General features: G+C 72.7%; 19 protein-coding genes. 14 read left to right on the top strand and 5 right to left on the bottom strand.

Translation table 11 applies throughout. The annotated features are described in order from the left end of the window. Positions 1-90: 90 nt before the first annotated feature. Positions 91-1,065: a glycosyltransferase family 9 protein gene (locus JD276_RS11820; protein WP_200115856.1), complete on the top strand. Its 975-nt coding sequence runs from the start codon at positions 91-93 to the stop codon at positions 1,063-1,065. Here the strand turns inward: JD276_RS11820 and JD276_RS11815 are convergent. Further along, positions 1,038-1,919 carry a sigma-70 family RNA polymerase sigma factor gene (locus JD276_RS11815; RefSeq protein WP_200115855.1) on the bottom strand — a complete coding sequence of 294 codons (882 nt, stop codon included), beginning with the start codon at positions 1,917-1,919 and terminating at the stop codon, positions 1,038-1,040. The genes JD276_RS11820 and JD276_RS11815 overlap by 28 nt on opposite strands. A 230-nt stretch (positions 1,920-2,149) precedes the next feature. Between JD276_RS11815 and JD276_RS11810 the strand changes: the two genes are divergently transcribed. From JD276_RS11810 to JD276_RS11800, 3 genes are all read left to right on the top strand, one after another. Next, a complete protein-coding gene (locus tag JD276_RS11810) occupies positions 2,150-2,707 on the top strand; it encodes a helix-turn-helix domain-containing protein (protein ID WP_307866552.1) in 558 nt (185 codons plus the stop codon). Between the two features lie 151 nt (positions 2,708-2,858). After that, positions 2,859-4,400 carry a Na+/H+ antiporter NhaC family protein gene (locus JD276_RS11805; protein WP_200115853.1) on the top strand — a complete coding sequence of 514 codons (1,542 nt, stop codon included), beginning with the start codon at positions 2,859-2,861 and terminating at the stop codon, positions 4,398-4,400. 32 nt (positions 4,401-4,432) lie between these two features. Continuing rightward, entirely contained in the window at positions 4,433-5,575 is a 1,143-nt protein-coding gene (locus JD276_RS11800; protein ID WP_200115852.1) for an aminotransferase class V-fold PLP-dependent enzyme, read from the top strand. Between the two features lie 264 nt (positions 5,576-5,839). Here the strand turns inward: JD276_RS11800 and JD276_RS11795 are convergent, their stop codons facing one another. After that, complete coding sequence (locus JD276_RS11795; RefSeq protein WP_200115851.1) at positions 5,840-6,676, bottom strand: Bax inhibitor-1/YccA family protein; 837 nt, start codon at positions 6,674-6,676, stop codon at positions 5,840-5,842. A gap of 138 nt (positions 6,677-6,814) precedes the next feature. Here JD276_RS11795 and JD276_RS11790 point away from each other — a divergent pair, with 138 nt between their 5' ends. Next, positions 6,815-7,837: a glycerophosphodiester phosphodiesterase family protein gene (locus JD276_RS11790; RefSeq protein ID WP_200115850.1), complete on the top strand. Its 1,023-nt coding sequence runs from the start codon at positions 6,815-6,817 to the stop codon at positions 7,835-7,837. Positions 7,838-7,839: 2 nt separating this feature from the next. On the opposite strand, the gene JD276_RS11785 is transcribed toward JD276_RS11790, so the two are convergent. Beyond that, positions 7,840-8,856, bottom strand: coding sequence for an asparaginase domain-containing protein (locus JD276_RS11785; RefSeq protein WP_200115849.1), 1,017 nt, complete (start codon positions 8,854-8,856; stop codon positions 7,840-7,842). A gap of 73 nt (positions 8,857-8,929) precedes the next feature. Next, positions 8,930-10,633 carry a hypothetical protein gene (locus JD276_RS11780; protein ID WP_200115848.1) on the bottom strand — a complete coding sequence of 568 codons (1,704 nt, stop codon included), beginning with the start codon at positions 10,631-10,633 and terminating at the stop codon, positions 8,930-8,932. 120 nt (positions 10,634-10,753) lie between these two features. Here JD276_RS11780 and JD276_RS11775 point away from each other — a divergent pair, with 120 nt between their 5' ends. From JD276_RS11775 to JD276_RS11750, 6 genes are all read left to right on the top strand, one after another. Beyond that, positions 10,754-13,432: an ATP-dependent helicase gene (locus tag JD276_RS11775; RefSeq protein ID WP_200115847.1), complete on the top strand. Its 2,679-nt coding sequence runs from the start codon at positions 10,754-10,756 to the stop codon at positions 13,430-13,432. A gap of 119 nt (positions 13,433-13,551) precedes the next feature. Next, complete coding sequence (locus JD276_RS11770; RefSeq protein ID WP_200115846.1) at positions 13,552-14,559, top strand: GGDEF domain-containing protein; 1,008 nt, start codon at positions 13,552-13,554, stop codon at positions 14,557-14,559. Between the two features lie 2 nt (positions 14,560-14,561). Next, a complete protein-coding gene (locus tag JD276_RS11765) occupies positions 14,562-15,563 on the top strand; it encodes a GGDEF domain-containing protein (protein WP_233615657.1) in 1,002 nt (333 codons plus the stop codon). 186 nt (positions 15,564-15,749) lie between these two features. Beyond that, positions 15,750-16,916: an ADP-forming succinate--CoA ligase subunit beta gene (gene sucC / locus JD276_RS11760; protein ID WP_200115844.1), complete on the top strand. Its 1,167-nt coding sequence runs from the start codon at positions 15,750-15,752 to the stop codon at positions 16,914-16,916. A gap of 34 nt (positions 16,917-16,950) precedes the next feature. Beyond that, positions 16,951-17,853, top strand: a complete 903-nt coding sequence (gene sucD / locus JD276_RS11755) for a succinate--CoA ligase subunit alpha (RefSeq protein ID WP_200115843.1) — start codon at positions 16,951-16,953, stop codon at positions 17,851-17,853. Positions 17,854-18,258: 405 nt separating this feature from the next. Beyond that, the gene (locus JD276_RS11750; protein ID WP_233615655.1) at positions 18,259-19,245 is read left to right on the top strand and encodes a hypothetical protein; all 987 of its coding nucleotides are present in this window, start codon (positions 18,259-18,261) and stop codon (positions 19,243-19,245) included. A 206-nt stretch (positions 19,246-19,451) separates the two neighbouring features. Here JD276_RS11750 and JD276_RS11745 read toward each other — a convergent pair whose 3' ends face one another. Continuing rightward, positions 19,452-20,333, bottom strand: coding sequence for a GAP family protein (locus JD276_RS11745; RefSeq protein ID WP_200115842.1), 882 nt, complete (start codon positions 20,331-20,333; stop codon positions 19,452-19,454). 107 nt (positions 20,334-20,440) lie between these two features. Between JD276_RS11745 and JD276_RS11740 the strand changes: the two genes are divergently transcribed. The 3 genes from JD276_RS11740 to JD276_RS11730 all read left to right on the top strand — a co-directional run bounded on the left by JD276_RS11740 (position 20,441) and on the right by JD276_RS11730 (position 24,253). Continuing rightward, positions 20,441-21,712 (top strand): sensor histidine kinase, encoded by a 1,272-nt coding sequence (locus tag JD276_RS11740; RefSeq protein ID WP_200115841.1) that lies wholly within the window; start codon positions 20,441-20,443, stop codon positions 21,710-21,712. Beyond that, positions 21,709-22,410 carry a response regulator transcription factor gene (locus JD276_RS11735; RefSeq protein WP_200115840.1) on the top strand — a complete coding sequence of 234 codons (702 nt, stop codon included), beginning with the start codon at positions 21,709-21,711 and terminating at the stop codon, positions 22,408-22,410. Before JD276_RS11740 ends, JD276_RS11735 begins: the two co-directional genes overlap by 4 nt. A gap of 79 nt (positions 22,411-22,489) precedes the next feature. Further along, on the top strand, positions 22,490-24,253 hold the full coding sequence (locus JD276_RS11730; protein ID WP_200115839.1) for a cell division protein PerM: 1,764 nt from the start codon (positions 22,490-22,492) through the stop codon (positions 24,251-24,253). The last annotated feature ends 5 nt before the right edge of the window (positions 24,254-24,258 follow it).

Here is a 24,258-nt window from a genome sequence, read left to right as displayed (position 1 = left end):
CAAACCTCTTCGCGGGAATCTCCTGCCGCGTCCCGCGAGAACGACGCCGGCCCCTTGGAGGAGCCGGCCTCTTCTGTGAGAGTGGATCACATGTCCCATCGAGACCCCGACGCGCCCCGTCTCCTCGCGCTGCGCGCGCTCAAACTCGGCGACCTGCTCGTCGCCGTCCCGGCGATCCGCGCGATCCGCCGCGCGAGGCCCGATCACCGCCTGATCCTCGCGATGCCCGAGTGGCTCCGCCCGATCATCGACCTCATCGGGGGAGTGGACGAGCACCACGCGGCGCCCGGGCTCGACGAGCCGCTGCCGATCGCGCCGGGCCGCATCGACACCGCCGTGAACCTGCACGGCAACGGCCCGGAGAGCCGGGCCGTCATCGACGCGCTCGAGGCGCGAGCCGTCGTCGCCCACGGGGACCGCGTGCCCTGGCTCGACGGGATCCTCGAGCGGCGTCGCTGGGTGCGGCTCGTCGAGGCCTTCGGGATGCCGGGGGATCCCGACGAGGTGCGCATCGAGAGGCCGTCGGTCCCGCCGCTCGTCGGGGGCGGCGCCGCGGTCGTGCACGTGGGCGCGTTCTACGGCTCGAGGCAGTGGCCGGCCGAGCGCTTCGGCGTCGTGGCCGAGTCGCTCGCGAGCGAGGGACGGCGGGTCGTCTTCACGGGAAGCGGTGCGGAGCGGGCACGGGCGCTCGACGTGGCGCGGCTCGCCGGGCTGCCGGAGGACGCCGTGCTGGCGGGGCGCATGAGCCTCGGCGAGTTCGCCGCGCAGATCGCCGACGCCGAGCTCGTGGTCTCGGCGGACACCGGGGCCGCACACCTGGCGTCGGCCTACGGCACTCCCTCCGTCGTCCTGTTCGGTCCCGCCCCGCCGGAGGAGTGGGGGCCGCCTCCCGGGCCCCACATCGTGCTCACCGACGCTTCGCAGCGTCGGGGCGAGACGTTCTCGGAGGAGCCCGATCCCGCGCTCCTCGCGGTCACCGCCCGGGACGTCCTGGCCGCGGTGAGGGATCTGCCGCGCCGCCGCGCCCCCGCGATCCCTCAGGCGATCCGCCGTTCGACGGCGTGAAGGGTCTCCCGCCGCGCGGGGTGGGCCTGGGCCTCCCGCCGTGCGGGGTGCGCCGCCTCCCGTTCGGTCGGATGCGCCGCCTCTCGCCCGGCGGGATGGATCGGGACGACGGGACGCCCCTCGGTGAGCGCCGCGCGCAGCTCGCCGAGTGTGCGGCTGAGCAGCCGCGAGACGTGCATCTGCGTCACGTGGACGGACCTCGCGATCTCCTGTTGGGTGAACTCGCGGTAGAACCGGAGGTAGAGGATCTGGCGCTCGCGCCGTCCCAGGCGCTGCAGCGCGGGCGCGAGCGTCGCGACGATCTCGGCCCGCTCGAACGTCTCGTCGTCCTCGGCGATGCAGTCCGCGAGGCTGTCGCCGTCCTCACCGAGCGGTGCGTCGAGCGAGAGGGGCTGCATGCTGTTGTGCGACTCGAGGGCCTCCCACACCTCCTCGGGGCGGACGCCCAGCCGTTCGGCGAAGTCCTCGGCGGATGGCTCTCGCTGCAGCTCCTGGGTCAACGCATCGCGCGTCTTCGCGATGCTCAGATGCAGCTCCTGGACCCTCCGCGGAGGGCGCACGAGCCAGCCCTGATCGCGCAGGTGTCGCTTCAGCTCGCCCGAGATCGTCGGTACGGCGAACGAGACGAAGTCCTCTCCCTTGTCGGGGTCGTAGCGGCGGGAAGCCTTCACGAGCCCCATGTACGCCACCTGGCGCAGGTCGTCGATGTCCCGGTGCCCGGCCGTGAACCGCCAGGCCAGCGCCTCGGCGACGTCGAGGTGGGAGACGACCCTCTCGTTCGAGCGGCTCTGCTGCGCGTCGTCCGAGGACGAGACGTCGACCGGGTGCAACGGCAATGCTGTGATGACCGACATACCAGACTCGTTTCTCTGTGGTGGGATCGCTCCACCGCGCGACATGCGCCGCGCCGCCCGGAGTGCGGGATGTGCGTGCGTCCGTGCCGCGGTGAAGAAGAAGTACAGTCCTTACGGAATCACTGCTCCTACTGCTCCTCAACCCCTTGCGGGAAGCAGGGGCCTCGGCTAGAAGGAGGGCTCGGGCCCCGCGGCGCTCCCGACGCCCGCGAACCCGGCGGGCCGGGACCGTGTGGCAAGATGACGGAGTGCTCGGGGAACGGATTCGCGGTAGGCGTCAGGAGATCGGGATGACGGCGCAGCAGCTGGCCCGGGCGGCCGAGCTGTCGCCGGCGCAGGTGAGCCAGATCGAGCGCGGGCACAGCGACCCGAGCCTCGAAGCGCTCCGTCGGATCGCCAGAGCGCTCGGCACGCCCCTGTTCGACCTGTTCTCGGAGGGGGAGGAGAGCCCGGTCCGGGTGATCCGCGAGGCCGATCGGATGATCGTGCGCTCGCCGCACGGCGGCATCTCCTACTCCCGGATCTCCCCAGGGAGCGGCCGCCTCGAAGTGCTCGCCGGGGAACTCGCCCCCGGGGCCGCCTCGAGCGAGGAGCCGTGGGCGCACCCGCCGAGCGAGGAGTGCGTGCTGGTGACCGACGGCGTGCTGACCCTCGAGGTCGACGGCGTCGCGCACGCCCTCGCCACGGGGGACAGCGCGTACTTCGCGTCGGCGCGCCCCCACCGCTTCGTCAACCGCACCACCGGGATCGTCCGCTTCACGCTCTCCGTGTCGCCGCCGAGCTACTGAGCCTCGGAGGGACCGCCTCGCGATCCCGGAAATTCAGTGGAGTTGAAGTTTGATTCATTTCAGATAGGCTCGGGGCGGTGCGCGGCGAAGCCTCGCATCCGGTCCCTCGGAACCCCGCGAGGGCCGCAGTTGCTCAGACCGAAGGTGCTCCATGAGTGATGACCAGAACCCGCAGCCCCTGACCTTCCGCATCGGCCTCTTCGGGGCGTTCATCGCCCCCATCGTCTTCGCCGTGGCGACGATCGCCTTCTTCGTGGTGTTCCGGGCCTTCGACATGAACGCCCTCACCGCTGCGGCGCTGGTCGGCCTGCTCGTCGCCGCCCCCTTCGCGCGCGGCTACGAGGCCTTCTGGGAAGCGGTCTTCCGCGGCATCGCGTCGAAGACGGCCGTCACGCTGATCATGCTGCTGCTCGCGGTCGGCGTGATCTCCCAGCTCATCAAGTCGACGGGCCTCTCCGAGGGGTTCATCTGGCTGTCGCTGGCGACGGGGGTGAACGGGGGCGTGTTCATCGCCATCGCCTTCGTCGCGGTCTGCGCGATCGCGATGTCCACCGGATCGTCGCTCGGCACCCTGTTCACCGTGTTCCCCATCTTCTACCCGGCCGGCGTCGTCGTCGGCGCCGACCCCGTGCTGCTCGCCGGCGCGCTGCTCTCGGGCGCGCTCTTCGGCGACAACGTCGCGCCGATCTCGGACTCGACGATCATCTCCTCTGCGACGCAGCGCTACCGCACCAAGGACGGCACGGCCGAGGTGCCCGGGGTGGTCGGCAGCCGCCTGCGCTACTCGCTCACGGCCGCGGCCATCGCCTGCGGCCTCTTCCTCGGCGTCGGCGTCGCCGTCTCCTCCGGGGGCGACGCCGTGGCGAACGTCTCCGCGGGCGACTTCTCGGCGCGGGGCCTCTGGATGCTGCTGGCGGTCGCGGCGCTCATCGGCACCGCGGTCGTTACCCGGAACATCTTCAAGGCGGTGACCGCGGGCATCGTCGTCGGCATCGCGGTCGGCCTCCTCAGCGGAGTGCTCGCGCCGGCCGGCATCGTCGGCGTCGAGGGCGACGCCATCACGGGCTTCTTCGTCGAGGGCGTCGCCGGCATCATCCCGATCATCGGGCTCAACGTGGCCGTCTTCGCGATGCTGGGCGTGCTCGAGAGCGCGGGCGTGCTCGACCGGCTCGTGCACCGCGTGGTCTCCAGCGGCTGGGTGACCACGCCCCGCCGCGCGGAGATCGCCATCGGCGGCGGGATCCTCGCGACCACGACCCTGTTCGCGAGCGTCAACGGCCCCTCGATGCTCGTGTTCGGCCCCATCGCCGACCGCCTCGGAGCCCGGGTCGGGCTCCACCCGTACCGCCGCGCGAACGTCATGGACTGCTTCGCCCTCGGCCTCGGCAGCGTGGTGCCCGTCGTCAGCTCGTTCCTCTTCATCGCCAGCCTGCTCACCGTCGATCAGGGCGACGCTCCGGCGCTCGGCCCGATGTCGATCTTCACGGGAGCCTTCTACCCGCTCGTGCTCACCTGCGTGATCGCCGTCGCCGTGATCACGGGGTGGGGGCGTCGCTACGAGGGCGTCGACGGCGCCGTCGAGAAGGACGCCGCGCGGGCCGTCATCACCGCTTCGGGCACGGCGGAGGCCGCCTACGGCGGGGCCGCCGAGACCGCGGGCTCCGCGCCGGCGCGTCGGCAGGCCCGAGACTAGACCCCATCAGATCCACCGTAGGGAGAATCCTCATGTCAGCACCGATCGCACCCCTGAGTCCGGCGCAGTTCCGCCTCGGCTTCCCCGCGCTCGACGAGGCGCCGCACTTCGCGAGCTGCAGCCAGGGAGCGCTCTCCGACCGACTCGCGCACACCATGCAGCGCATGACCGCGGGTCTCATCGACGAGCAGGCGCCGTGGGGCGCGTGGGTGGGCAAGGTGGAGGAGTACCGCCGTCTGGCAGGTCGCTTCCTCGACGTGGACGGCGAGAACGTGGCCGTGCTCTCGTGCGCCTCGGAGGGGGCCTACCAGGTCGTCTCATCCCTCGACTGGAGCGGGGAGCGCAACCGGCTCGTCACCTCCGACCTCGAGTTCCCCTCGGTCGGCAACGTGTGGCGGGCGCAGCACGCACCCCTCGACGTCGTCAACGTCGAGGGCGTCGAGGCCTCGCTCCACGCCGACAACTGGATCCCGCTGATCGACGAGCGCACCAAACTCGTCTCGATCCCGCTTGTCAGCTACATCAACGGCACCCGGCCCGAGATCGATCGGGTGATCGAGCACGCGCACTCCGTGGGCGCGCTGGTGTTCGTCGACGCCTACCAGGGCGCCGGCGTCCTCCCGTTCTCGGCCTCGGAGCTGGGCTGCGACTTCCTCGTCACCGGCAACCTGAAGTACCTGCTGGGGCTCCCGGGGATCGCGATGCTCTACGTGCGCGACTGCGTGAACGTGGAGCGCGCCGCGCAGCTCACCGGATGGTTCGGTCGGGTGAACCCGTTCGCCTTCGACCCCTCCGGCGTCGACTACCCGCAGAACGCGCGCCGATTCGAGATGGGCACGCACCCGATCCCGTCGGCCTACGCCGGCGTCGCGGGCTTCGAGACGATCGCGCAGGTCGATCCCGCGGACGCGTGGGAGCACGTGGTCCGACTCCGCGAGCGCCTCGCGGACGAGCTCGCCGGCCTCGGCCTCACGGTCGACTACCCCGATGATCCCGCGCACCGCGGCCCCCAGGTCGCCGTGCTCGACGAGAACCCGGACGCGCTCGCCGGCCGGCTCGCGGAGCACCGCATCGGCACCTCGCCCCGAGGGCAGCGCCTGCGCCTCTCGCTGCACGCCTACTCGGCCGACCGCGACATCGACGCGCTGCTCGCCGCGCTCCGGGCCGTCCGGTAGGGCGGCGCTCGGGATCGCCGAGGGGCGCCGAGGGGTCGCGTTCCGCGCCCCCTCGAGGCTCCGCATTCCGGGCGAAGGCAGGGGTCCTGTCCGCAGGGAACCGCTGGAGAGCCGGCAGACGCAGGTGGAGGGGGGGGGGGCCCCCGGGGCCCCCGCCCCTCCACCTGCGAACGGCGACTCGCCGCGGGAGTCGGTCTCCGCTGCGAGTCGGGCTGCGCTACGGGTCGGGCTGCGCGGCGATCGGTCCCCGCACAGCCCCGGAGATCAGTCCCCGCGCAGGATGGCGAGGATGCGCAGGATCTCGACGTAGAGCCAGATCAGCGTGACCATGAGGCCGAACGCCGCCGACCAGGCCCACTTCTCGGGCACGCGGTTGCGCACGCCGTTCTGGATCATCTCGAAGTCCATGACGAGCGAGTAGGCCGCGAGCAGCACGGCGAGCGCGCCGATGACGAGGCCCAGCGGAATGCCGAAGACCGTGGCACCCCGCATGCCCCAGGGGTCGCTGTTCACGCCGGTCAGCATCAGCACGACGTTGACGACGGAGAAGGCGAGGTAGCCGACCATCGCGATCATGAAGATCTTGGTCATCTTCGGGCTGGTGCGCACCTTGCCGCTGCGGAAGAGCAGCAGCGTCACGCCGAAGACGGCGAGGGTGCCGATGACGGCCTGCGAGACGATGCCGGGCCACCGGCCCTCGAAAATACCCGAGATGCCGCCGAGGAACACGCCCTGCACCGCCGCGTAGAGGACGATGAGCGGGACGCTCGGCTCCTTCTTGAAGGCGTTGACGAGCCCGAGCACGAGCCCCGCGATCGCCGCGGGAAGCGCGAGGAGGGGCATGAACCAGCCGACGGCGCCCGTCGCGAGCACGATGAGGAACAGCATCACCGTCTTGGAGATGGTGTTCTCGTAGGTCATCGGCTTGTCGGAGGGGGCGATGGCGGGCGGCTGCTGCGCACCGAAACCGCCCTGCGGCTCGGGATCGATCCCCGGACGCTGCGTCTGCGCAGCCGGCTGATCGTAGATGCGCCGCAGCTCGTCGGCGGTGAGCGTCTTGCCGTTCAGCGCCGGATTGTTGTTGAGAGCAGGATTGCTCATGTGTCGGGCTCCTTCAGCGGGGTCGGACAGGTGATACCCAGACTAGTGGCGCACGGTGACGGATGGCTGGGTATCCGGCGCATATCTTCGGATATCCGCCGCTGTTCGCCGCGGGCGGAGCGGCCGTAGGCTGGACGCATGACGGCATCCGATCCCGCGCGCCCGCTCGTCATCGGACACCGCGGCGCCCCCGGGTACCGCCCTGAGCACACGGCCTCCGCCTACCGGCTCGCCTTCGAGCTCGGGGCGGACGCGGTCGAGCCTGACGTGGTGGCGACGCGAGACGGCGTGCTCGTCGTGCGCCACGAGAACGAGATCTCCGGCACCACGGATGTGGCGGATCGCCCCGAGTTCGCGGACCGGCGCACGCGGCGGGTCGTCGACGGCACGCGCATCTCGGGGTGGTTCGCGGAGGATTTCACGTGGGAGGAGCTCGCCGCCCTCCGCTGCCGCGAGCGGCTGCCCGAGCTGCGGCCGCGCAACCTCGCCTACGAGCGCAGCGAGGGGATCCTGCGCCTGCGCGACGTGCTCGCGATCGTCGACGAGGAGAGCGCGCGTCTCGGCCGAGAGCTCGGAGCGGTCGTCGAGATCAAGCACGCCCGCTTCTTCGAGACGAGGGGGCAGGATCTCGGCGCCCTGCTGCTCGCCGAGCTCGCCGCGGCCGGCTGGGACGCGCGGCCGGAGAGGCTCGTGATCGAGTGCTTCGAGCTGGGGGTGCTGGATCGGCTCCGCGCCTCGGGCGTCGCGGCCCGCCTCGTGTTCCTCACCGAGCGCGTCGGCGCCCCCGCCGACGAGCCCGTCGCGGGCGCGCCCTCCCGCAGCTTCGCGTGGTATCGCAGCGACCCCGGACTCGACCTGCTCGCGGAGCGTGTCGACGGCATCAGCGTGGCGAAGGGCAGCCTGCTCAGGCTGAACGCCCTCGGCCGCGCGACGGGCACGACGGACCTCGTGGAGCGGGCCCACGGCCGCGGGCTCGAGATCTACGCCTGGACGCTGCGGCCCGAGAACCGCTTCCTGAACCTGCGCTTCCGCACCGCGCCCGGCGGCGCCGACTGGGGCGACTGGCGCGGCGAGTTCGGCCTGCTCATGGGCAGCGGGATCGACGGCGCCTTCCTCGACCATCCGGATCTCGGCGTCGAGGTCCGCGACGCCGTCGCATAGGGCTACTCCGCCGGCGTCCGCTCGCCCACGAGGTTGCGCGTCATCTCGGCCATGAGGCCCGCGCCCTCGAAGCCCGCGTCGAGGAGGAACCCGAGTTTCGCGAGCGCCGCCTCGACGGTGAGGTCGCCGCCGTCGATGACGCCCGCCCTGGCGAGTTCCGCCCCCACGGCGTACCTGCCCAGGGCGACGCCGCCGGCCGCGCACTGCGAGACGGCGACGACGGGCATCTCCGCGCAGACGGCCCGCAGCGCCTCCGGCACACCAGGCCGGCCCGTCGGGGCAGTGCCGCTGCCGTAGCACTCGAGCACGAGCCCATCGGGGCGCCCGCCGACGGCCGCCCGCAGATCCTCGGCCGTGACCGACGGCACGAGGCGCATCGAGAGCACTCGCGCGGGTCCGCGCGCGGGGCTCGGCCGATCCCGGTCGTCGGGGGGAGCGGACACGCCCTCCCGCCTCGGCGCGAGCGGCTGCTCGGCGCGGAACGCCCGAGGCGAGACGCTGTCGTGCTTCGTGGCCCGCACGGCGGGCAGCAGCTCCCCGCCGAACGCGATCGAGACGGGCGCGCCCAAAGCGGCCCGCACCGCGGCGCGGAGGGCCAGGGCGAGGTTGGCGCCGGCGTCGGAGCCGGGAGCGCCGTGGGGGAGCTGGCTGCCCGTGACGACGACGGGGGCGCCGAGGTCCGAGAGTTCGAAGGCCAGCCGCGCGGCGGTGAAGGCGAGGGTGTCGGTGCCGTGCAGGATCACGACGCCCCTGGGCTGCTGCGTGCGCACGCGGGCGCGGACCGTTCGAGCGATCCGCGGCGCCGTATCCGCGTCGGCGTTCGCGCTGTCGATCGCCGGGAGCAGGTGGTTGACGCGGGGGTCGATGCCGAGCGGCCCGCAGATTCCGTCGACGAGCGACTCCAGGATCTCGGGGAAGTCCGGGTCGGGGGCGAGGCCGGCGTCGGTCTGCCGCATGCCGATCGTGCCGCCGGTGGCGAAGACGAGGACGGAGGGGCGCTGCGAACCGATGGGGGTCATCCCACCATTCTTCCGCACCCGGCGGCGCATCGGACGCGCGGCGAGGCGCGACGCTTCGCGGGCGGAGCGCGTCTCACAGTGCGGTGGCGAGCCAGACGAGCGCTCCGTACACGACGCCGAAGCCGACGGCGAGCAGGAGACCGAGGCTCGCTCCGCCCCGCAGCCGCCGGCCGGCGAGTGCCGCGCCGCCTGGACGCTCGGCCAGGAGCCTCGGGGCGGCGCTTTCCGGCGGCTCTCGGCGATCGTCCCTCCAGCGTCGCCACTGCCGGGTGCGCCCCGCGAGGGCGCTGACCGCGTCGGCGAGGGTGAGCCAGACGCCGGGATCGGTCGTGACGAGATCTTCTCGCGAGCGCAGGATCAGACGGTCGTCGATGATCTCGACGTCGAACTCGCGCGCACCGTCGATGAGGGCGGCCATGACGTCGGGCGTGAGCAGGTAGAGCGCGTCCCGTTCGTAGCCGCGCGGGCAGTAGACGTCGAAGTACCTGTTGAAGTCGCCTTCGAGCTTCATCCGCTGCCCGCGGTCGGGGGCGCTGAACGCCGAGAACGTGGGCGCCCGGAATCCGCGCCGCACGAGGAGGAGGTGCGGGAGGGCCGCCGGGAGACGGAACTCGCCGAATCCCGAGAACTGCGTGACGGGAGCCACGGAGTCGCGCGGCTGCTGCGCGACCTTCACGGCGTTCGCGATCTCCCAGCCGTGCTCCGCCCGGAGCCTCCGGGTGAGTTCGTTGCCCCGCTCGTCGCTCACCGGCCCCGGGGTGTAGCGGAAGCCGTTGGCGGCTGCGAACCGGGCGAGACGCAGGTGATCGGCGGCCGAGGTCACCTGCCGCCAGCCGCGAGAGCCGATCACCCCGAGGATGCCGTAGCCGAGGATCAGCAGGGAGAAGAACGCCGCCATGCCGGCGATCTGCCTCGGGGCGTCGGATCCCGCGACGTAATCCTCATCGGTGAAGGCGATCGGAATCAGCAGGGCGATGAGCGGGGCGCCCACGAGGAACAGCGTCTTGAAGAGCAGCATCCGACGGCGGAGGCCGTCAGGAGCGCCCCCCGCGACCCTCCGGGCCTCGCTCCGGCTCACCGGACGCAGCAGCGGGCGCACGTCGAACTCGACGGCGACCTCCCCTGCGGTGCTCCTGACCGACGCCACTCCCCGCCAGGCGGCGCGCAGCCGTTTCGGGCCGCGGCGGCCCGACGCCCGCTCCGCGATCGCTCCGAGACTGCTCCCGAGCCCGGTGGCGGGGAGCAGGGAGGCGAGCAGGACGTATCGATCGTCGGGCGTCGTCGCGACCCCGAGGAGCAGCGCGGTGACGGCCAGCGGCAGGAAGACCGAGAGCGCCAGCTGCCACCAGGCGTTCGGCGATCGCCTCCGCCACAGATGGTATCCGAGCAGGACGCCGATCACCGAGAGCGAGACGGGGACGGCCTGCTGGCCGGGGTCCGCGTACGCGATCGCGCTCGCCAGGAGCGCCGCGCACGCCACCGGATCGAGGGGGCTGCGCCCGAGCAGCGCGAGCGGCGTGAAGTCGATGCGGTGCGGGCCGTCGGAGCGTCCGCGGCCTGCTCGGTCGCCGGCCCCGGGGCGAGCCGGGCGCAACCCGAGCAGGAGGGCGAGGCCGGCGAGCGCGCAGAGGACCGCGCCCGCGACGACGCCGATCCGCCGACCCGCATCGTCGGCGGGGATGCCCGGCGCGCAGAGGACCGCGACCCCGGCGAGCGCGTAGAGCGCGGATCGGATGACGGGCCTGCCGAGCCGGGAACGAGCGGCCGCATCCGTCATCGATCGCACCTCCGTCCGCGTTCCCGCTCCGCGCCCCAGCCTAACCGCCGGGGCGCCCGCGGCGGCGACGGGGTCGCGCGGAGCCCGATGTCGGGGGTCGCTCCTAGACTGGAGGGCACGATGAGCGAATTTGAACTTCTCGATCCCTCCGGGATCCCCCTCGGCCGCCCCTCGACAGGTTCGGGGGCCGGTGGCGCGAGCCCGGGCGCCGGCGCCGCAGGGGGCGGCACCGACCCCCTGCTCGACGGGCTGAACCCCGCCCAGGCGCGGGCCGTCACCGCGCGCGGCCCCGCGCTCCTCATCGTGGCCGGCGCCGGCTCGGGCAAGACCCGGGTCCTCACCCACCGCATCGCGCACCTCATCCGCGAGCGGGAGGCGTGGCCGAGCCAGATCCTCGCCATCACCTTCACCAACAAGGCGGCTTCCGAGATGCGCGAGCGCATCGAGGGCCTGCTCGGCGACGCGGCGCAGGGCATGTGGATCTCGACGTTCCACTCCGCATGCGTCCGCATCCTGCGGCGCGAGGCGGAGCGCTTCGGCTACGTGTCGGGGTTCACGATCTACGATTCGGCCGATTCCCGGGCGCTGCTCAAGCGCATCATCAAGGACCTCGAGGCGGACACGTACGGCTTCACCCCGGCGAACACCGGTTCGAAGATCTCGCGGCTCAAGAACGAGCTCAGCGGCGCCGACGACTACGCGGCCACCGCCAACGAGAGCGACCCGCGCGACCGGCTCTTCGTCGAGATATTCCGCAGCTACGAGCAGGAGCTGCGCCGCGCCAACGCCTTCGACTTCGACGACCTCATCGGGCAGACGGTGCACCTCTTCCGCTCCCACCCCGATGTGGCCGCCGTCTATCAGCGCCGCTTCCGGCACCTGCTGGTCGACGAGTACCAGGACACGAACCACGCCCAGTACGCGCTGATCCGCGAGCTGACGCGTCCCGTCGAGCCCGAGCAGGTGGAGCGCCTGACGCCCCCCGCGCGCGCCGCCGAGATCGACGCGATGGGCCGCATCGCGGCGGCGAGCCTCACGGTGGTGGGCGACTCCGACCAGTCGATCTACGCGTTCCGCGGCGCCGACATCCGCAACATCGTCGAGTTCGAGCGGGACTTCTCGGGGGCCGAGGTCGTGAAGCTCGAGCAGAACTACCGCTCGACGCAGAACATCCTCAGCGCCGCCAACGCGGTCATCGGGAACAACTTCGACCGCCAGGAGAAGCACCTCTGGACGGCGGAGGGCGACGGCGCGAAGATCGTCGGCTTCACGGGCTACTCGCAGCACGATGAGGCCCGCTTCGTCGCCGAGGAGATCGAGGATCTGCATCGCGAGGGCGTGGCCTACGGCGACATCGCGGTGTTCTACCGCACCAACTCGCAGACCCGCGCCCTGGAGGAGCTGCTGATCCGCTCCGCGGTCCCGTACCGCGTGCTGGGCGGCACGAAGTTCTACGAGCGCGCCGAGATCAAGGACGCGATGGCGTACCTCACGAGCATCGCCAATCCCTACGACCCCATCGCGTGGTCGCGCCTGCTCGGGGCCCCCAAGCGGGGCATCGGGCCGATGGCGGAGGCGCAGCTCGCGAACTTCCAGGAGGAACGGGACATCTCCTTCCACGAGGCGATGCTCGCCGCTCCCGACCTCGGGTTCGGGCCGAAGCTGCGCGCGACGATCACGGGTCTCGCCGAGCTGCTGCACCGCGCGGCCCGCATGGCCGCCGGGCTTCCCTCGACCGCTTCCGCAGACGGCGCGGCCCCGGAGGGCGATGCGGACTCCGCGGACGACCCCGCATGGGCGGAGGGCGAGAAGAGGCCCGCGCCCGTCGCCGACGTGCTCAAGCTGATCCTCGACGAGACCGAGATGATCGAGAAGCTGCGGGCGAAGCGCGACCCGCAGGACGAGGCCCGCGCGGAGAACCTGGAAGAGCTCGTGGCCGTCGCCCGGGAGTTCGACGTCAAGAACCCCGGAGCGGGGCTGCTCGCGTTCCTCACCGAGGTGAGCCTCGTCGCGGCCGCGGACGATCTCGACGACACGAGCGGCACGGTCTCGCTCATGACGATGCACACCGCCAAGGGCCTCGAATACCGTGCGGTGTTCATCACCGGCGTCGAGGAGGGCCTGCTGCCGCACCAGATGTCGGTCGACGAGATCGGCGGCGTCTCCGAGGAGCGCCGGCTGATGTACGTGGGGATCACGCGAGCCCGGGAGCGCCTGTTCCTCACGCTCGCGTCGACGCGTGCGCAGTTCGGCGACATCTCGGTGGCGATGCCGTCGCGCTTCCTCCAGGAGATCCCCGAGGCGCTGATCGACTGGCGGCAGTCGCCCGGCGAGGTCACCGGGCGCGGCGGAACGGAGTCGCGGGCGCTCAACGCGCCGCGCGGCGGTCAGGGCTCGGCGTCCGGATCCCGAGCGGGCCGCGGAGCGACGCGCACCGACTCGTCGGTGTCGTTCGGGGCGTCGACGGCGGGGCGAGGCGGATCGGGCTCGGCCGCGGTCTCTGAGCCCGCGAGCGGCAACATGCAGTCCGCCCTCGACAAGTGGCGCGAGCGCAAGCGGCTCGCGAAGGAGGCGCAGAGGGCCGGGGGCGGCTTCCCGAACCTCATCGACGGCACGGCCCGCGACAACGGGGACCTGGAACTGACGCCGGGCGACCGGATCCGACACGACGACTACGGCGAGGGGCGCGTCACGGGCGTGACCGGCGCGGGGTCCAAGCGCATCGCCCATGTGGTGTTCGATTCGGTGGGGGAGCGCAAGCTCCTGGTGAAGCTGTCGCCCATCGCGAAGGTCGAATGACCGTACTCTGAGGGGTTTCGCAGGCGCGGACGCGCGGACCGTCAGCAGACGGGTGTCGAATAGGGGTATCGTTCTCGGCAACAGGGGAATGCCAGGGGCCGGGGGACGCTCGATACATCATGCTGAGGACGCCGTACGCCGCCACGCCTCCGTGGGTGATGAGGGCGTTCGGCGGGCATCCCTACCGCCTCTGGGAGCGGCAGGACGCGCACTCGCTCTACCTCGCGGTCGCAGCGCTGCTGCTGGCGGTCACCCTGGTGATCGACCTGATCTTCCACCGGGAGGTGCTGAACGTCTGGCTGCTCTGGGCGCTGCTGCTCGTGTGCATCGGCGGCAGCGTGATCGCCCTCCTGCTCGGCCCCCGGTTCCCACGCTGGGCCGGCCTCCTCTCCGTGGGGACGTTCATCGGGGCGCAGGTCTACTTCATGAGCGACTTCGCCGACGTGCAGTCGGCCATCTCGGCGCTGCAGGAGCTGCCGATCCTGTCCTTCTACCTCGGCTGGTTCATACGCCCGCTTCCGGCACGGCTCCTCATGGTCGCCACGCAGGCGATGCTCGCGGCGACCATGATCCCGAACCCGGCCTTCGCACCCGACGGCCCGCTCGGGGTCCCATCGGCGGTGCATGGCATGGTCGGCGCGATGCTCTGCTTCGAGATCGGATCGTACCTGCGACGCCGCGTGGAGCAGCGGGCGCACACCGACCAGCTCACGGGCGCGCTCAACAGGAGGGGCCTGATGGCCCGACTCGAGAACGAGCTGCGGCCCCGGCTCGGGGCGACGAATCCGCTGACCCTGGTCGTCGTCGACTTCGACGACTTCAAGCTCCTGAACGACACGCTCGGGCACGCCGCCGGCGACAGCGCGCTGCGCGAGGCGGTGAGCGAGTGGCGGGCCGGCATCCGCGCGCGCGACCTCATCGGCCGCACCGGGGGCGACGAGTTCGTGCTGCTGCTGCGCCGCACCGGCCTCGCGGGCGCCGTCGCCGTCATGAGCAGACTGCGGCGCGACTCCGCCCACGAGTGGTCGTGGGGAGCGTCGGAGGCGGCGCCGGGCGACACCCCCGAGTCGCTCATCCGGCGGGCCGACCTGGCCCTGTACCGGCAGAAGAGAGCGCGGCAGGCGTGAAGATGCGCAGGGGGGACGACCGGCTGACGGCGCTGCTCGGCGCCGTGCGCTCTCGCGTGCGCCGCGCGATCGCGTGGCAGACCTCGTTCTCCGTCGTGAGCGCCCTCATGGCCGGCCTGCTCGCCACCGTCTTCCTGGTCGACCTCGTCGTCCGGCATCCGGGGTTCCAGGAGCGCCCGGTGAGCTTCTGGTTCCTCTCGTATCTCGCGGCCGCGCTGCTGCCGCTGATCCTCGGGCGCCGGTACCCGCCGCTGATGGGCCTGCTCGTCGTCGGATTCATGAACGTCTGGACGTTCTACTTCGTCGCCTATGCCGGCCACGCCCACGGCGAGGTCAACGCCCTGCTGCAGATGCCCATCATCGCCCTCTACCTGGGCTGGTTCTACAGCGCGAGCCTCGGCAGGTATCTCATGCTCGCGACCTTCGCGGTCGCGATCCTCGCCGGCGTGCTCAACCCGAACACGGAGGGGGACCCGTTCTCCACCATCATCACGGTGAGCTATGCGGTCGCGATCGCGGGGTTCTGCTTCGAGGGCGCCCGGGTCGTGCGGCGGCAGTCGGAGATCGAAGCGGTGCTCGACCCGCTGACCGGCGCTCTGAACCGGCGAGGGCTCGTGGAGTTCGGCGAGGACGTCATCGCCGCGGCCCAGCGCCGGCGCGCGCCCCTCACCCTCATCGTGATCGACTTCGACGACTTCAAGCTCCTGAACGACGCGGCCGGGCACGCCGCCGGCGACGCGGTGCTGGTGGACGCCGCCGGGCTCTGGAGGGACGCCGTGGGCTCGAGGGGCATCATCGCCCGTTCGGGCGGCGACGAGTTCGTGCTGCTGCTGCACGCGGAGCTCGAAGCGGCGCGCGTCGTGGTCGGCGATCTGCGCGCCGCCGCCGCGCACCCCTGGAGCTGGGGCGCCGCCGAGCTCCGGGCGGGCGAGGGACTCGACGAGCTGGTCGCCAGAGCCGACGAGGAGCTGTATCGCGCGAAGGAGGCGCGGGCGCGGGAGTAGGGACGGTCGTCGCCGGAGGGCGATCGCGGCCCATGAGTGCGGACTGCGGGGGAGCGGCGAGGACCCGCATGCGCCGGGATCGGCTCCCATCGCCGGGTGGTAGAGTGAGGAACTGGTCGATTTCTCTCGGCGTCGAGACATTTTTCTGCCTCGGAATCACCCGAACTCACAACCGAAGGACAGTACGTGGATCTGTACGAGTACCAGGCACGAGATCTTTTTGAGCGATACGGAGTGCCGGTGCTTGCCGGCGTCGTCGCCGACACGCCGGAGGAGGTGCGCGCAGCGGCCGAGAAGCTCGGGGGCGTCGTGGTCGTGAAGGCCCAGGTGAAGACCGGCGGTCGCGGCAAGGCCGGCGGCGTGAAGGTGGCGAAGACCCCCGACGAGGCGTTCGAGGCGGCGCAGGCGATCCTCGGCCTCGACATCAAGGGCCACGTCGTGAAGCGCGTCATGGTGGCGGCCGGCGCCGACATCGCGCAGGAGTTCTACTTCTCCGTGCTGCTGGATCGCGCGAACCGCTCCTACCTGTCGCTGTGCTCGGTCGAGGGCGGCATGGAGATCGAGCAGCTCGCGGTCGAGAAGCCCGAGGCGCTCGCTCGCATCGAGGTCGACCCGGTGACCGGCATCGACGCGGCGAAGGCCGAGGAGATCGCGCGTGCGGCGCGATTCCCCGAGGAGCTCGTGAGCAAGGTCGTCCCCGTCTTCCAGAAGCTCTACGAGGTGTACACCGGCGAGGACGCGACCCTCGTCGAGGTGAACCCGCTCGTGCTGACCGGGGAGGGCGAGATCATCGCGCTCGACGGCAAGGTGTCGCTCGACGAGAACGCCGAGTTCCGCCACCCCGAGCACGCGGAGCTCGCGGACAAGTCGGCCGAGGACCCCCTCGAGGCGAAGGCCAAGGCTCAGGATCTCAACTACGTGAAGCTCGACGGCGAGGTCGGCGTGATCGGCAACGGCGCGGGCCTCGTGATGTCGACGCTCGACGTGGTCGCCTACGCGGGCGAGAACCACGGGGGCGTGAAGCCCGCAAACTTCCTCGACATCGGCGGCGGCGCGTCGGCGGAGGTCATGGCGGCCGGCCTCGACGTGATCCTCGGCGACCCGCAGGTGAAGTCGGTCTTCGTGAACGTCTTCGGCGGCATCACGGCGTGCGACGCGGTCGCCAACGGCATCGTGGGCGCGCTCGAGAAGCTCGGCGACGCCGCGAACAAGCCGCTCGTCGTGCGTCTCGACGGCAACAACGTCGAGGAGGGGCGCCGCATCCTGAACGAGGCCGCGCATCCGCTCGTGACGCAGGCCGCGACCATGGACGAGGGCGCCGACAAGGCCGCCGAGCTGGCGAACGCCCGCTGATCCGCTGACGAGACTCGGAAAGAGAGCAACAACCATGTCGATCTTCCTGAACAAGGATTCCAAGGTCATCGTCCAGGGCATCACCGGCGGCGAGGGCACGAAGCACACGGCGCGCATGCTCGCCGCGGGCACGAACATCGTCGGCGGCGTGAACGCGCGCAAAGCCGGCACCACGGTCTCGCACACGAACGCCTCGGGCGCGCAGGTCGAGCTGCCCGTCTTCGCGTCGGTCGCGGAGGCCATGGAGAAGACGGGCGCCGACGTCTCCGTCGCGTTCGTGCCCCCGGCCTTCACGAAGGATGCCGCCGTCGAAGCGATCGACGCGGGCATCGGCCTGCTCGTCATCATCACCGAGGGCGTGCCCGTGAAGGACTCGGCCGAGCTGTGGGCGCACGCGAAGGCCACGGGCGGCAAGACCCGCATCATCGGCCCGAACTGCCCCGGCATCATCACGCCCGACGAGGCGCTCGCCGGCATCACCCCGGCGACGATCACGGGCAAGGGACCGATCGGCCTCGTCTCGAAGTCGGGCACCCTGACCTATCAGATGATGTACGAGCTGCGCGACCTCGGCTTCTCGACCGCCATTGGCATCGGCGGCGACCCGGTCATCGGCACCACCCACATCGACGCGCTCGAGGCCTTCGAGGCCGATCCCGAGACGAAGGCGGTCGTGATGATCGGCGAGATCGGCGGCGACGCCGAGGAGCGCGCGGCCGACTTCATCAAGGCGAACGTGACGAAGCCGGTCGTCGGCTACGTCGCGGGCTTCACGGCGCCCGAGGGCAAGACCATGGGCCACGCCGGCGCCATCGTCTCGGGCTCGGCCGGCACGGCGCAGGCGAAGAAGGAGGCCCTCGAGGCCGCCGGAGTCAAGGTCGGCAAGACCCCGACCGAGGCCGCCGAGCTGCTGCGCGCGGCGTTCGCAGAGCTGTAAACGCGGCAGCGTGTAGAGCAAACGCCGCGGTGCCGCTACTGCGGCAGCCCACGGAGCGAAGCGAGGGTGGCCGCGCACCAGGGGCTGTAGCGCCCCGCGGGCGGTCCACCGCTCGAGCAGCCTCTCTGCTCCGGCGGCGGGAATCCCTTCTACTGGCTTTTTTCCCCGGCGACCCCCCGGCCCCGCAGTCAAAACCCGCCTTTCGGCCGTGTGGGCGGACGCGGGATGCGGTGCCCGGGATCGACCCCGCGAGCTTCTAGACTGGTCCGCATGAGCGAATCACGCGCCGCCAGCGACCATCCCGGCGATCACGACGGAACGCCTCGCGTTCCGTCCGGCGCCCCGGCCCGGGTGGTCGGCGCCCACCTCGTCGGCAGCATCAACTTCGACGACGCCGAGACCACGATGCGCACCGCCGCCGAGCACCTCGGCGACCGGCTGAAGCGCATTCCCGACGGCGAGGTCGGCGAACGCTTCCACTGGATCGTGTTCCAGGCGGATCGGCTGGGGCAGGCGGACGGGATCGAGCGCGTGGGCGACACGCCGATCCCGCTGCGCATGCTCGACATGCGTCCCGTGCGCATCGCCGACGGGGTGCGCGCGCAAGACCTCGTGCTGCCCCCGCTCGGATACGCGGACGCGGCGCTCGAGTCGTACGCCGTCTTCTCCCGGCTGCAGCGCGAGGGCGTGATCCCCGTGGGCACCCGCTTCCAGGTGTCGCTGCCGACACCGCTCGGCGTGGTCGGCAGCTTCGTCCGGGCGCAGGATCGCGAGGCCTTCGAGCCCGTCTACGAGCGCGCGCTCGCGGGCGAGCTCGACCGGATCCTCGACGGGGTCCCGCACGAGGAGCTGGCGATCCAGTGGGACGCCGCGCTCGAGTTCGCGATGCTCGAGGGGCTGACGGGCTTCACGGGCGAGCGGTACGAGTGGTTCGACGACGTCTGGGCCGGCACGAGCGAGCGCCTCGCCCGTCAGATCGATCGCGTGCCCGCCGACGTGGAGGTCGGCGTGCACCTCTGCTACGGCGACGTCGCCGAGAAGCACTTCGTGGAGCCCTCCGACACCGGCAACCTCGTGCGCTTCGCGAACCTCGTGACCGGCGCGGCCCACCGCCCGCTCACCTGGCTGCACCTCCCCGTGCCCATCGAGCGCGACGACGACGCCTACTTCGCTCCGCTCGCGGAGCTCGGGCTGCCGGCGGAGACGGAGCTCTACCTCGGGCTCGTGCATCGGGAGGACGGCGCGGAGGGCGCGGCGAGGCGCATCCGGGCGGCGACGCGCAGCGTCCCGAGGCGGTTCGGCGTCGCCACCGAGTGCGGCTTCGGCCGGGCTCCCGAGGGCACGACCGTGCCGCTCTTCGAGGCCCACCGCGCCGTCGCCGCGGCCTGGTAGACGGGCCGATCGGACCCGGCGGCGGGCCGGGGGGGGGCGCGCGCCCCCGCGACGCGGCGGCCGCGCCCCCGCGGGGCCCCGGGGGGGGGGGGGCGGGGGGCCCGGGGGGCGCGGGGGGCGGCCCCCCCCCGGCCGCGACCGCCGGATCGCGTCCGTCCGCGACCATCGGGCCGCGGCGCCGTCGGCCACCGGGCCGCGGCGCAGGCTCACCCGATGACCGGCAGGTCGATCCCGAGCTGCGTCGCCCCGGCCCGCGCCAGCAGGAACCCGATGATCCCCATGATCCACGCGGTGTTCTCGGCGCCCGTGCGCTGCAGCCAGTCCGCGAGCCGCCGCAGCGGCCGGTCGACGGCGCGGGCGGCCACGATCCGCGCCGCGAGCAGCACGAGTGCCGGCAGGATCATGACGAGGCAGTAGCCCGCGAGCATCGCGAAGCGGGCGGGCATGCCGAGCGGCGCATCCGCGAGCATGGTCATGCCGAGCAGATAGGGGAGCATGCTGGCCACCTCCACGAGGCCCGCGGCGAGGGCGACCCCGATCACCGCCCCGCGGCTCGTGCGGTCGGCGAGCAGGCGATCCCGCCAGCGCAGGATCCGGCCGCCCGGCTGCACGGGAGGCCTCGCGGCCGCCTCCGCGGTCCGGGTCTCCGGCAGCGGTCCGGATCCAGCCGCTGCCCCGGGGGCCGGGACCGACCCTGCCCCGGCCTCCCGCGGTCCGGATCCCGCAGCGACGTGCGCAGTGGCGCGTGCGGCGGCCTCCTTCCGCCGTCGGGAGTCCGCGATCCCCGTCAGGATCCCGCCCGCCAGCAGCGCCAGGCCGACCACGAGGAGCGCCGTCTGCCCGAGTGCGGAGTCGAGGAACTCCCGCCCCGCGTCGACCACGTTGACGAGGCCGAGGGTGAAGAGCACCCCGATCGCGAGGTAGAAGAGGGTGATCGTGCCCAGATAGAGCATGATCCTGGCGACGCGGGGCCTGCCCGGGGCGATGAGGAGGAAGACGGGGATCAGCAGCGTGCCGACGCTGAGCCCGTCGAGCAGCGCCAGCAGGGCCAGTGCCGCGGGAAGCGGGATGCTGTCGAGGAAGTCCATGCGATCAGCCTCCCGGGTGCGGAAGCGCAGGGGATCGGGAGGAGGGATGAGACGGCCTCATCCCTTGGTCTGAGACGAACGGCCGCGGGGCCTGCTTTGATGGAGGCATGTTCCAGCAGCACGTCTCGCACGCCGGGGCCCTGCGCCGCCTGTTCGGCCGCCCCTCGGTGCAGGCCGCGGCCTACCTGCTCGTCGCGGCGGCCGTCGTCGGTTTCGGCCTCGTCAGGTTCTGGGACGTGTTCTCGCTGGTCCCCGACGACGCCCGCCCGCCCGGGTGGGCGGTCGCGGTGCCGTTCGCGTCGTGCGGGCTCGTGCTGCTCAAGCGGCGCGCGCCCCTGCTCGGCCTCGTGGCGGCGGCGGTGCTGTTCGTGAGCGATCTGCTGCTGCTCGGCAGCATCGTCACGCTCATCGTGCTGCTCGAGATGCTCCACTCCTACACGGTGGTGCTCGGCGGTGCGGGGCGCCGGCGCGTGCTGCTGGGCGTCGCGATCGCGACCGTGGTGCTCGCGGCAGCCGCCTGGGCCGTCACGGGAGAGCTGCGGATGGGCGTGCTGATCGGCCTCCAGTTCGGTGCGATGCTCGGGTTCGCCTTCTGGTACGCGAACTCCATCGCGCAGTCCCAGGAGCTGGTGGGGCTCTACCGGCAGCGCGCGGAGGACGCCTCGCGGCTGGCTGAGCTGGATCGCGAAGCGGCCGTTCGGAGCGAGCGCGAGCGCATGGCGAGAGAACTGCACGACGTCGTGGCGGGGCACGTGGCGGCCGTGGCGATCCGGAGCGAGGCGGCGCTCACGGGCGCGGGTTCCGACGCGGATGAGCGGATCGCGAGCGGGGACCGGACCGGCGGCCGGGAGCGCGAGGCGGAGGACGGTCGGGACGGCGGCCGGGAGCGCGAGGCGCTGCGGGCCGCCCGAGACGCCAGCCTCGATGCGCACGGCGCGCTGCGCTCCATGATCGCGGTGCTGCGGAAGGGGACCGACGACATCGCGGCCCCCGTGGGGCGCGAGCTGATCCCGAAGCTGGTGGAGGAGGCCCGGCGCTCGGGGGTGCGCGTGACGCTGATCGACGAGGCGGAGGGCCCGCTGGCGCCGCCCGTGGATCACGCGCTCGGGCGGGTGGTGCAGGAGGCTCTCGCGAACTGCGCCCGGCACGCCTCGGGGGCCGACGTCGAGGTGCGGCTGGAGGCGGACGGGCGTGAGATCGTCGCGAGTGTCGTCTCGCGCGGCGGCCGGGCGCTCGCGCGGCCCGGATTGGAGGGCACCGGCATGGGGCTCGAGATGCTGGCCGAGCGGGTCAGGGCGACCGGGGGCCGCTTCGAGGCCGGCGCGGAGGACGGCGGCTGGGCCGTGCGCGCGAGGCTGCCGAGGGAGGAGCGGCGATGACGGGGCCGGAGGCGCCTCCCCGCGTGATCCTCGCGGACGATCACGGCATGATCCGCGAGGGCCTGCGCATGATCCTCGAGAGCCACGGCGTGGAGGTGGTGGGCGAGGCGGCCGACGGCGCCGCGGCGGTGGGCAACGCCGCCGCGCTGCGGCCTGACGTCGTGCTCATGGACCTGCGCATGCCGGGCCTCGACGGCGTCGCCGCCACCCGGGAGATCGTCGCTGCGGGGCATGCCGATGTGCTGGTGCTCACCAGCTTCGACGAGGACGAGCTGGTGCTGGGAGCGATCCGCGCGGGGGCGGCCGGCTTCCTGCTCAAGACGACCGAGGCGGGGCCCCTCGTCGAGGCGGTGCGCCGCGTCGCGCGCGGCGAGGGCGTGCTCGATCCGCGCGTCACGAGGCGGGCGCTCGCCGCGGTGGCGGCGCAGCCGGGCGGCGGAGCGGGACCGGAGGGCGACGCCGAGACTCGGGAGGGGGCGGGCTCTGGACGGGGTTTCGCCGGGTTCTCCGAGCTGACGGCGCGCGAGCGGGAGGTGCTCGACGCGCTCTGCGAGGGCCGCTCCAATGCGAGGATCGCCGCGCGCCTCGGGATCTCGATCCCGACCGTCAAGACCCACGTCTCGAGCATCCTCGTGAAGCTGGGCGCCGAGAGCCGGACGCACGCGGTGGCGCTCGCCCGCAGCGCCCGGCCGCGGTGACGGGCAGGCGGGCCTGCGAACACGCGAGGGCGGGCTCCTCTCGGGGAGCGCGGGGGTCGGGAGGATAAGCTTCAGAGCGATGAGACCCTTCCTGACCGCAGTCGTCGCCGCGATCGAGGCGGCCGCCGTCGCTCTCGCCGGGCTGATCGCGCTCGCGATTCCGGCGGTGGTGCTGTGGGCCGCCACGTTCGAGCTGGCCTCGGATCCGGGAGAGGTGTTCGGCGGCGCGGCTGCGGTCTGGCTGCTCGCTCACCTCGTCCCGCTCTCTCTCGAGGTGAGCGCGGAGACGGCGAGCGGTCTCGGGCTCGCGCCGGAGGCGCTCGGCGTGCCCCTCTCGCTCGCGCCGCTCGGCGCGACGCTCATCACCGTGCTGCTGGCCGGCCGTTCGGGCTGGCGCCTCGCCGCGCGCGGAGGAACGGGGGCGGCCGGAGTGCTGGGCGGCCCCGCGGGGTTCGCGGTGGTCGCGGCGCTCGCCGTGCCGTTCGCCAGGCCTCTGCTGGACGCGCCGGCGTGGGCCGCGATCGCCCTGCCCTCCGCCGTCTACGCGGCGAGCTCGGCGGCGGCGTTCCTGCTGCGCTCGGCGGTCGACGGCAGCGAGTGGTGGCTGCGAACGGTGCGCGGGCTGCAGCTCGGGCTCGAGCGCAGCGGGCTTCCCGGCGTCGCCGTCGCCGCCCTTCCCGGTCATCTCCGGGAGACGTTCCGGGTGCTGCTGGCCTCGGTCGCCGGGCTCGTGGGGCTCGGAGCGCTCGGAGCGGGCGCCGCCCTCGTCATCGGCTACGTCGAGATCACGGCGCTGGCGCAGGGGCTGCAGCTGGACCCCCTCGGCGCCGTGCTGCTCTTCCTGCTGCAGCTGGCGCTGCTCCCCATCGTGGTCCTGTGGGCCGTCGCGTGGTTCACCGGGGCGGGCTTCGCGATCGGAGAGGCGACCTCCGTCTCTCCGTTCGAGACGATGCTCGGGCCGCTGCCCTCGCTGCCGCTCCTCGGCGCCGTTCCGCAGGGGTGGGGAGAGGCGGGCGCCCTCGCTCCGGCCCTCGTCGTGCTGCTGGGGGTCGGGATCGGCCTGCTCGCCGCGAGGCGCAGCGAGCTGAGGCGCAGCTCGTGGCCGGCGGCGCTGGTGACGACGGCGCTGGCCGCGGCGCTGACGGGGCTCGTGGTCGCGGGGGGCGCGGCGCTCGCGATCGGGGCGGTGGGGCCGGGGAGGCTCGCCGTGACGGGACCGGAGCCGTGGCTCGTGGGCGGCCTGGCGGCGGCGGAGCTCGGCGGCGGACTCCTGCTCGGCGTCTGCGCGGGCCGGGCGGACCGGGCGCGCCTGCGCGCCGCGCTCCCGGTGCCCGGCGACCGGCGTCGCCGTTCTACCGTGGCGGCGGATCTCCCGGCTGCTGCGGATACTCCGACCGGAAACGCCGATCTCCCGTCCTCGGCGGCGGATCTCCCCTCCGCGGACGCCGATCTCCCGACCGAGGATCTCTCGGGCGTGCGCGAACCCGCGAGCGATCCGCGCTCGCGCCTGCTCAGCCGCGCCGCGAGCTGGTTCGGCGGCTCGCGAGCGGGCGAGGCTGAGGCGAGCGGCCCCGATCCGACGGGCTCTGCCCCCGGCCAGCGAGGTCGCGCGGATGCGGCGGAGGAGAGCGACCCCGTCGACGCGACGCCTCCCGTGGCTGCGGGCTCGGGCGACGAGGCGGACGGGCATCTCGACCGGAGCGCCCACATCGAGGAGGAGGACCGCGGGGAGCACGACACGGAGGCGCTGCTGCGGGCCTATTCCTGGGACCGCGCTCCCGAGCAGGAGCCGAGCGAGGCGCGGAAGCGGCCCGGTTGGCGGTCGCCGCGCGGAAAGCGATAGACTGC

Source organism: Leucobacter chromiisoli, from assembly GCF_016522505.1.
In the GTDB taxonomy this organism is placed as follows: Bacteria; Actinomycetota; Actinomycetes; order Actinomycetales; family Microbacteriaceae; genus Leucobacter; species Leucobacter chromiisoli.
This window is presented reverse-complemented; position numbering and strand designations above follow the sequence as displayed.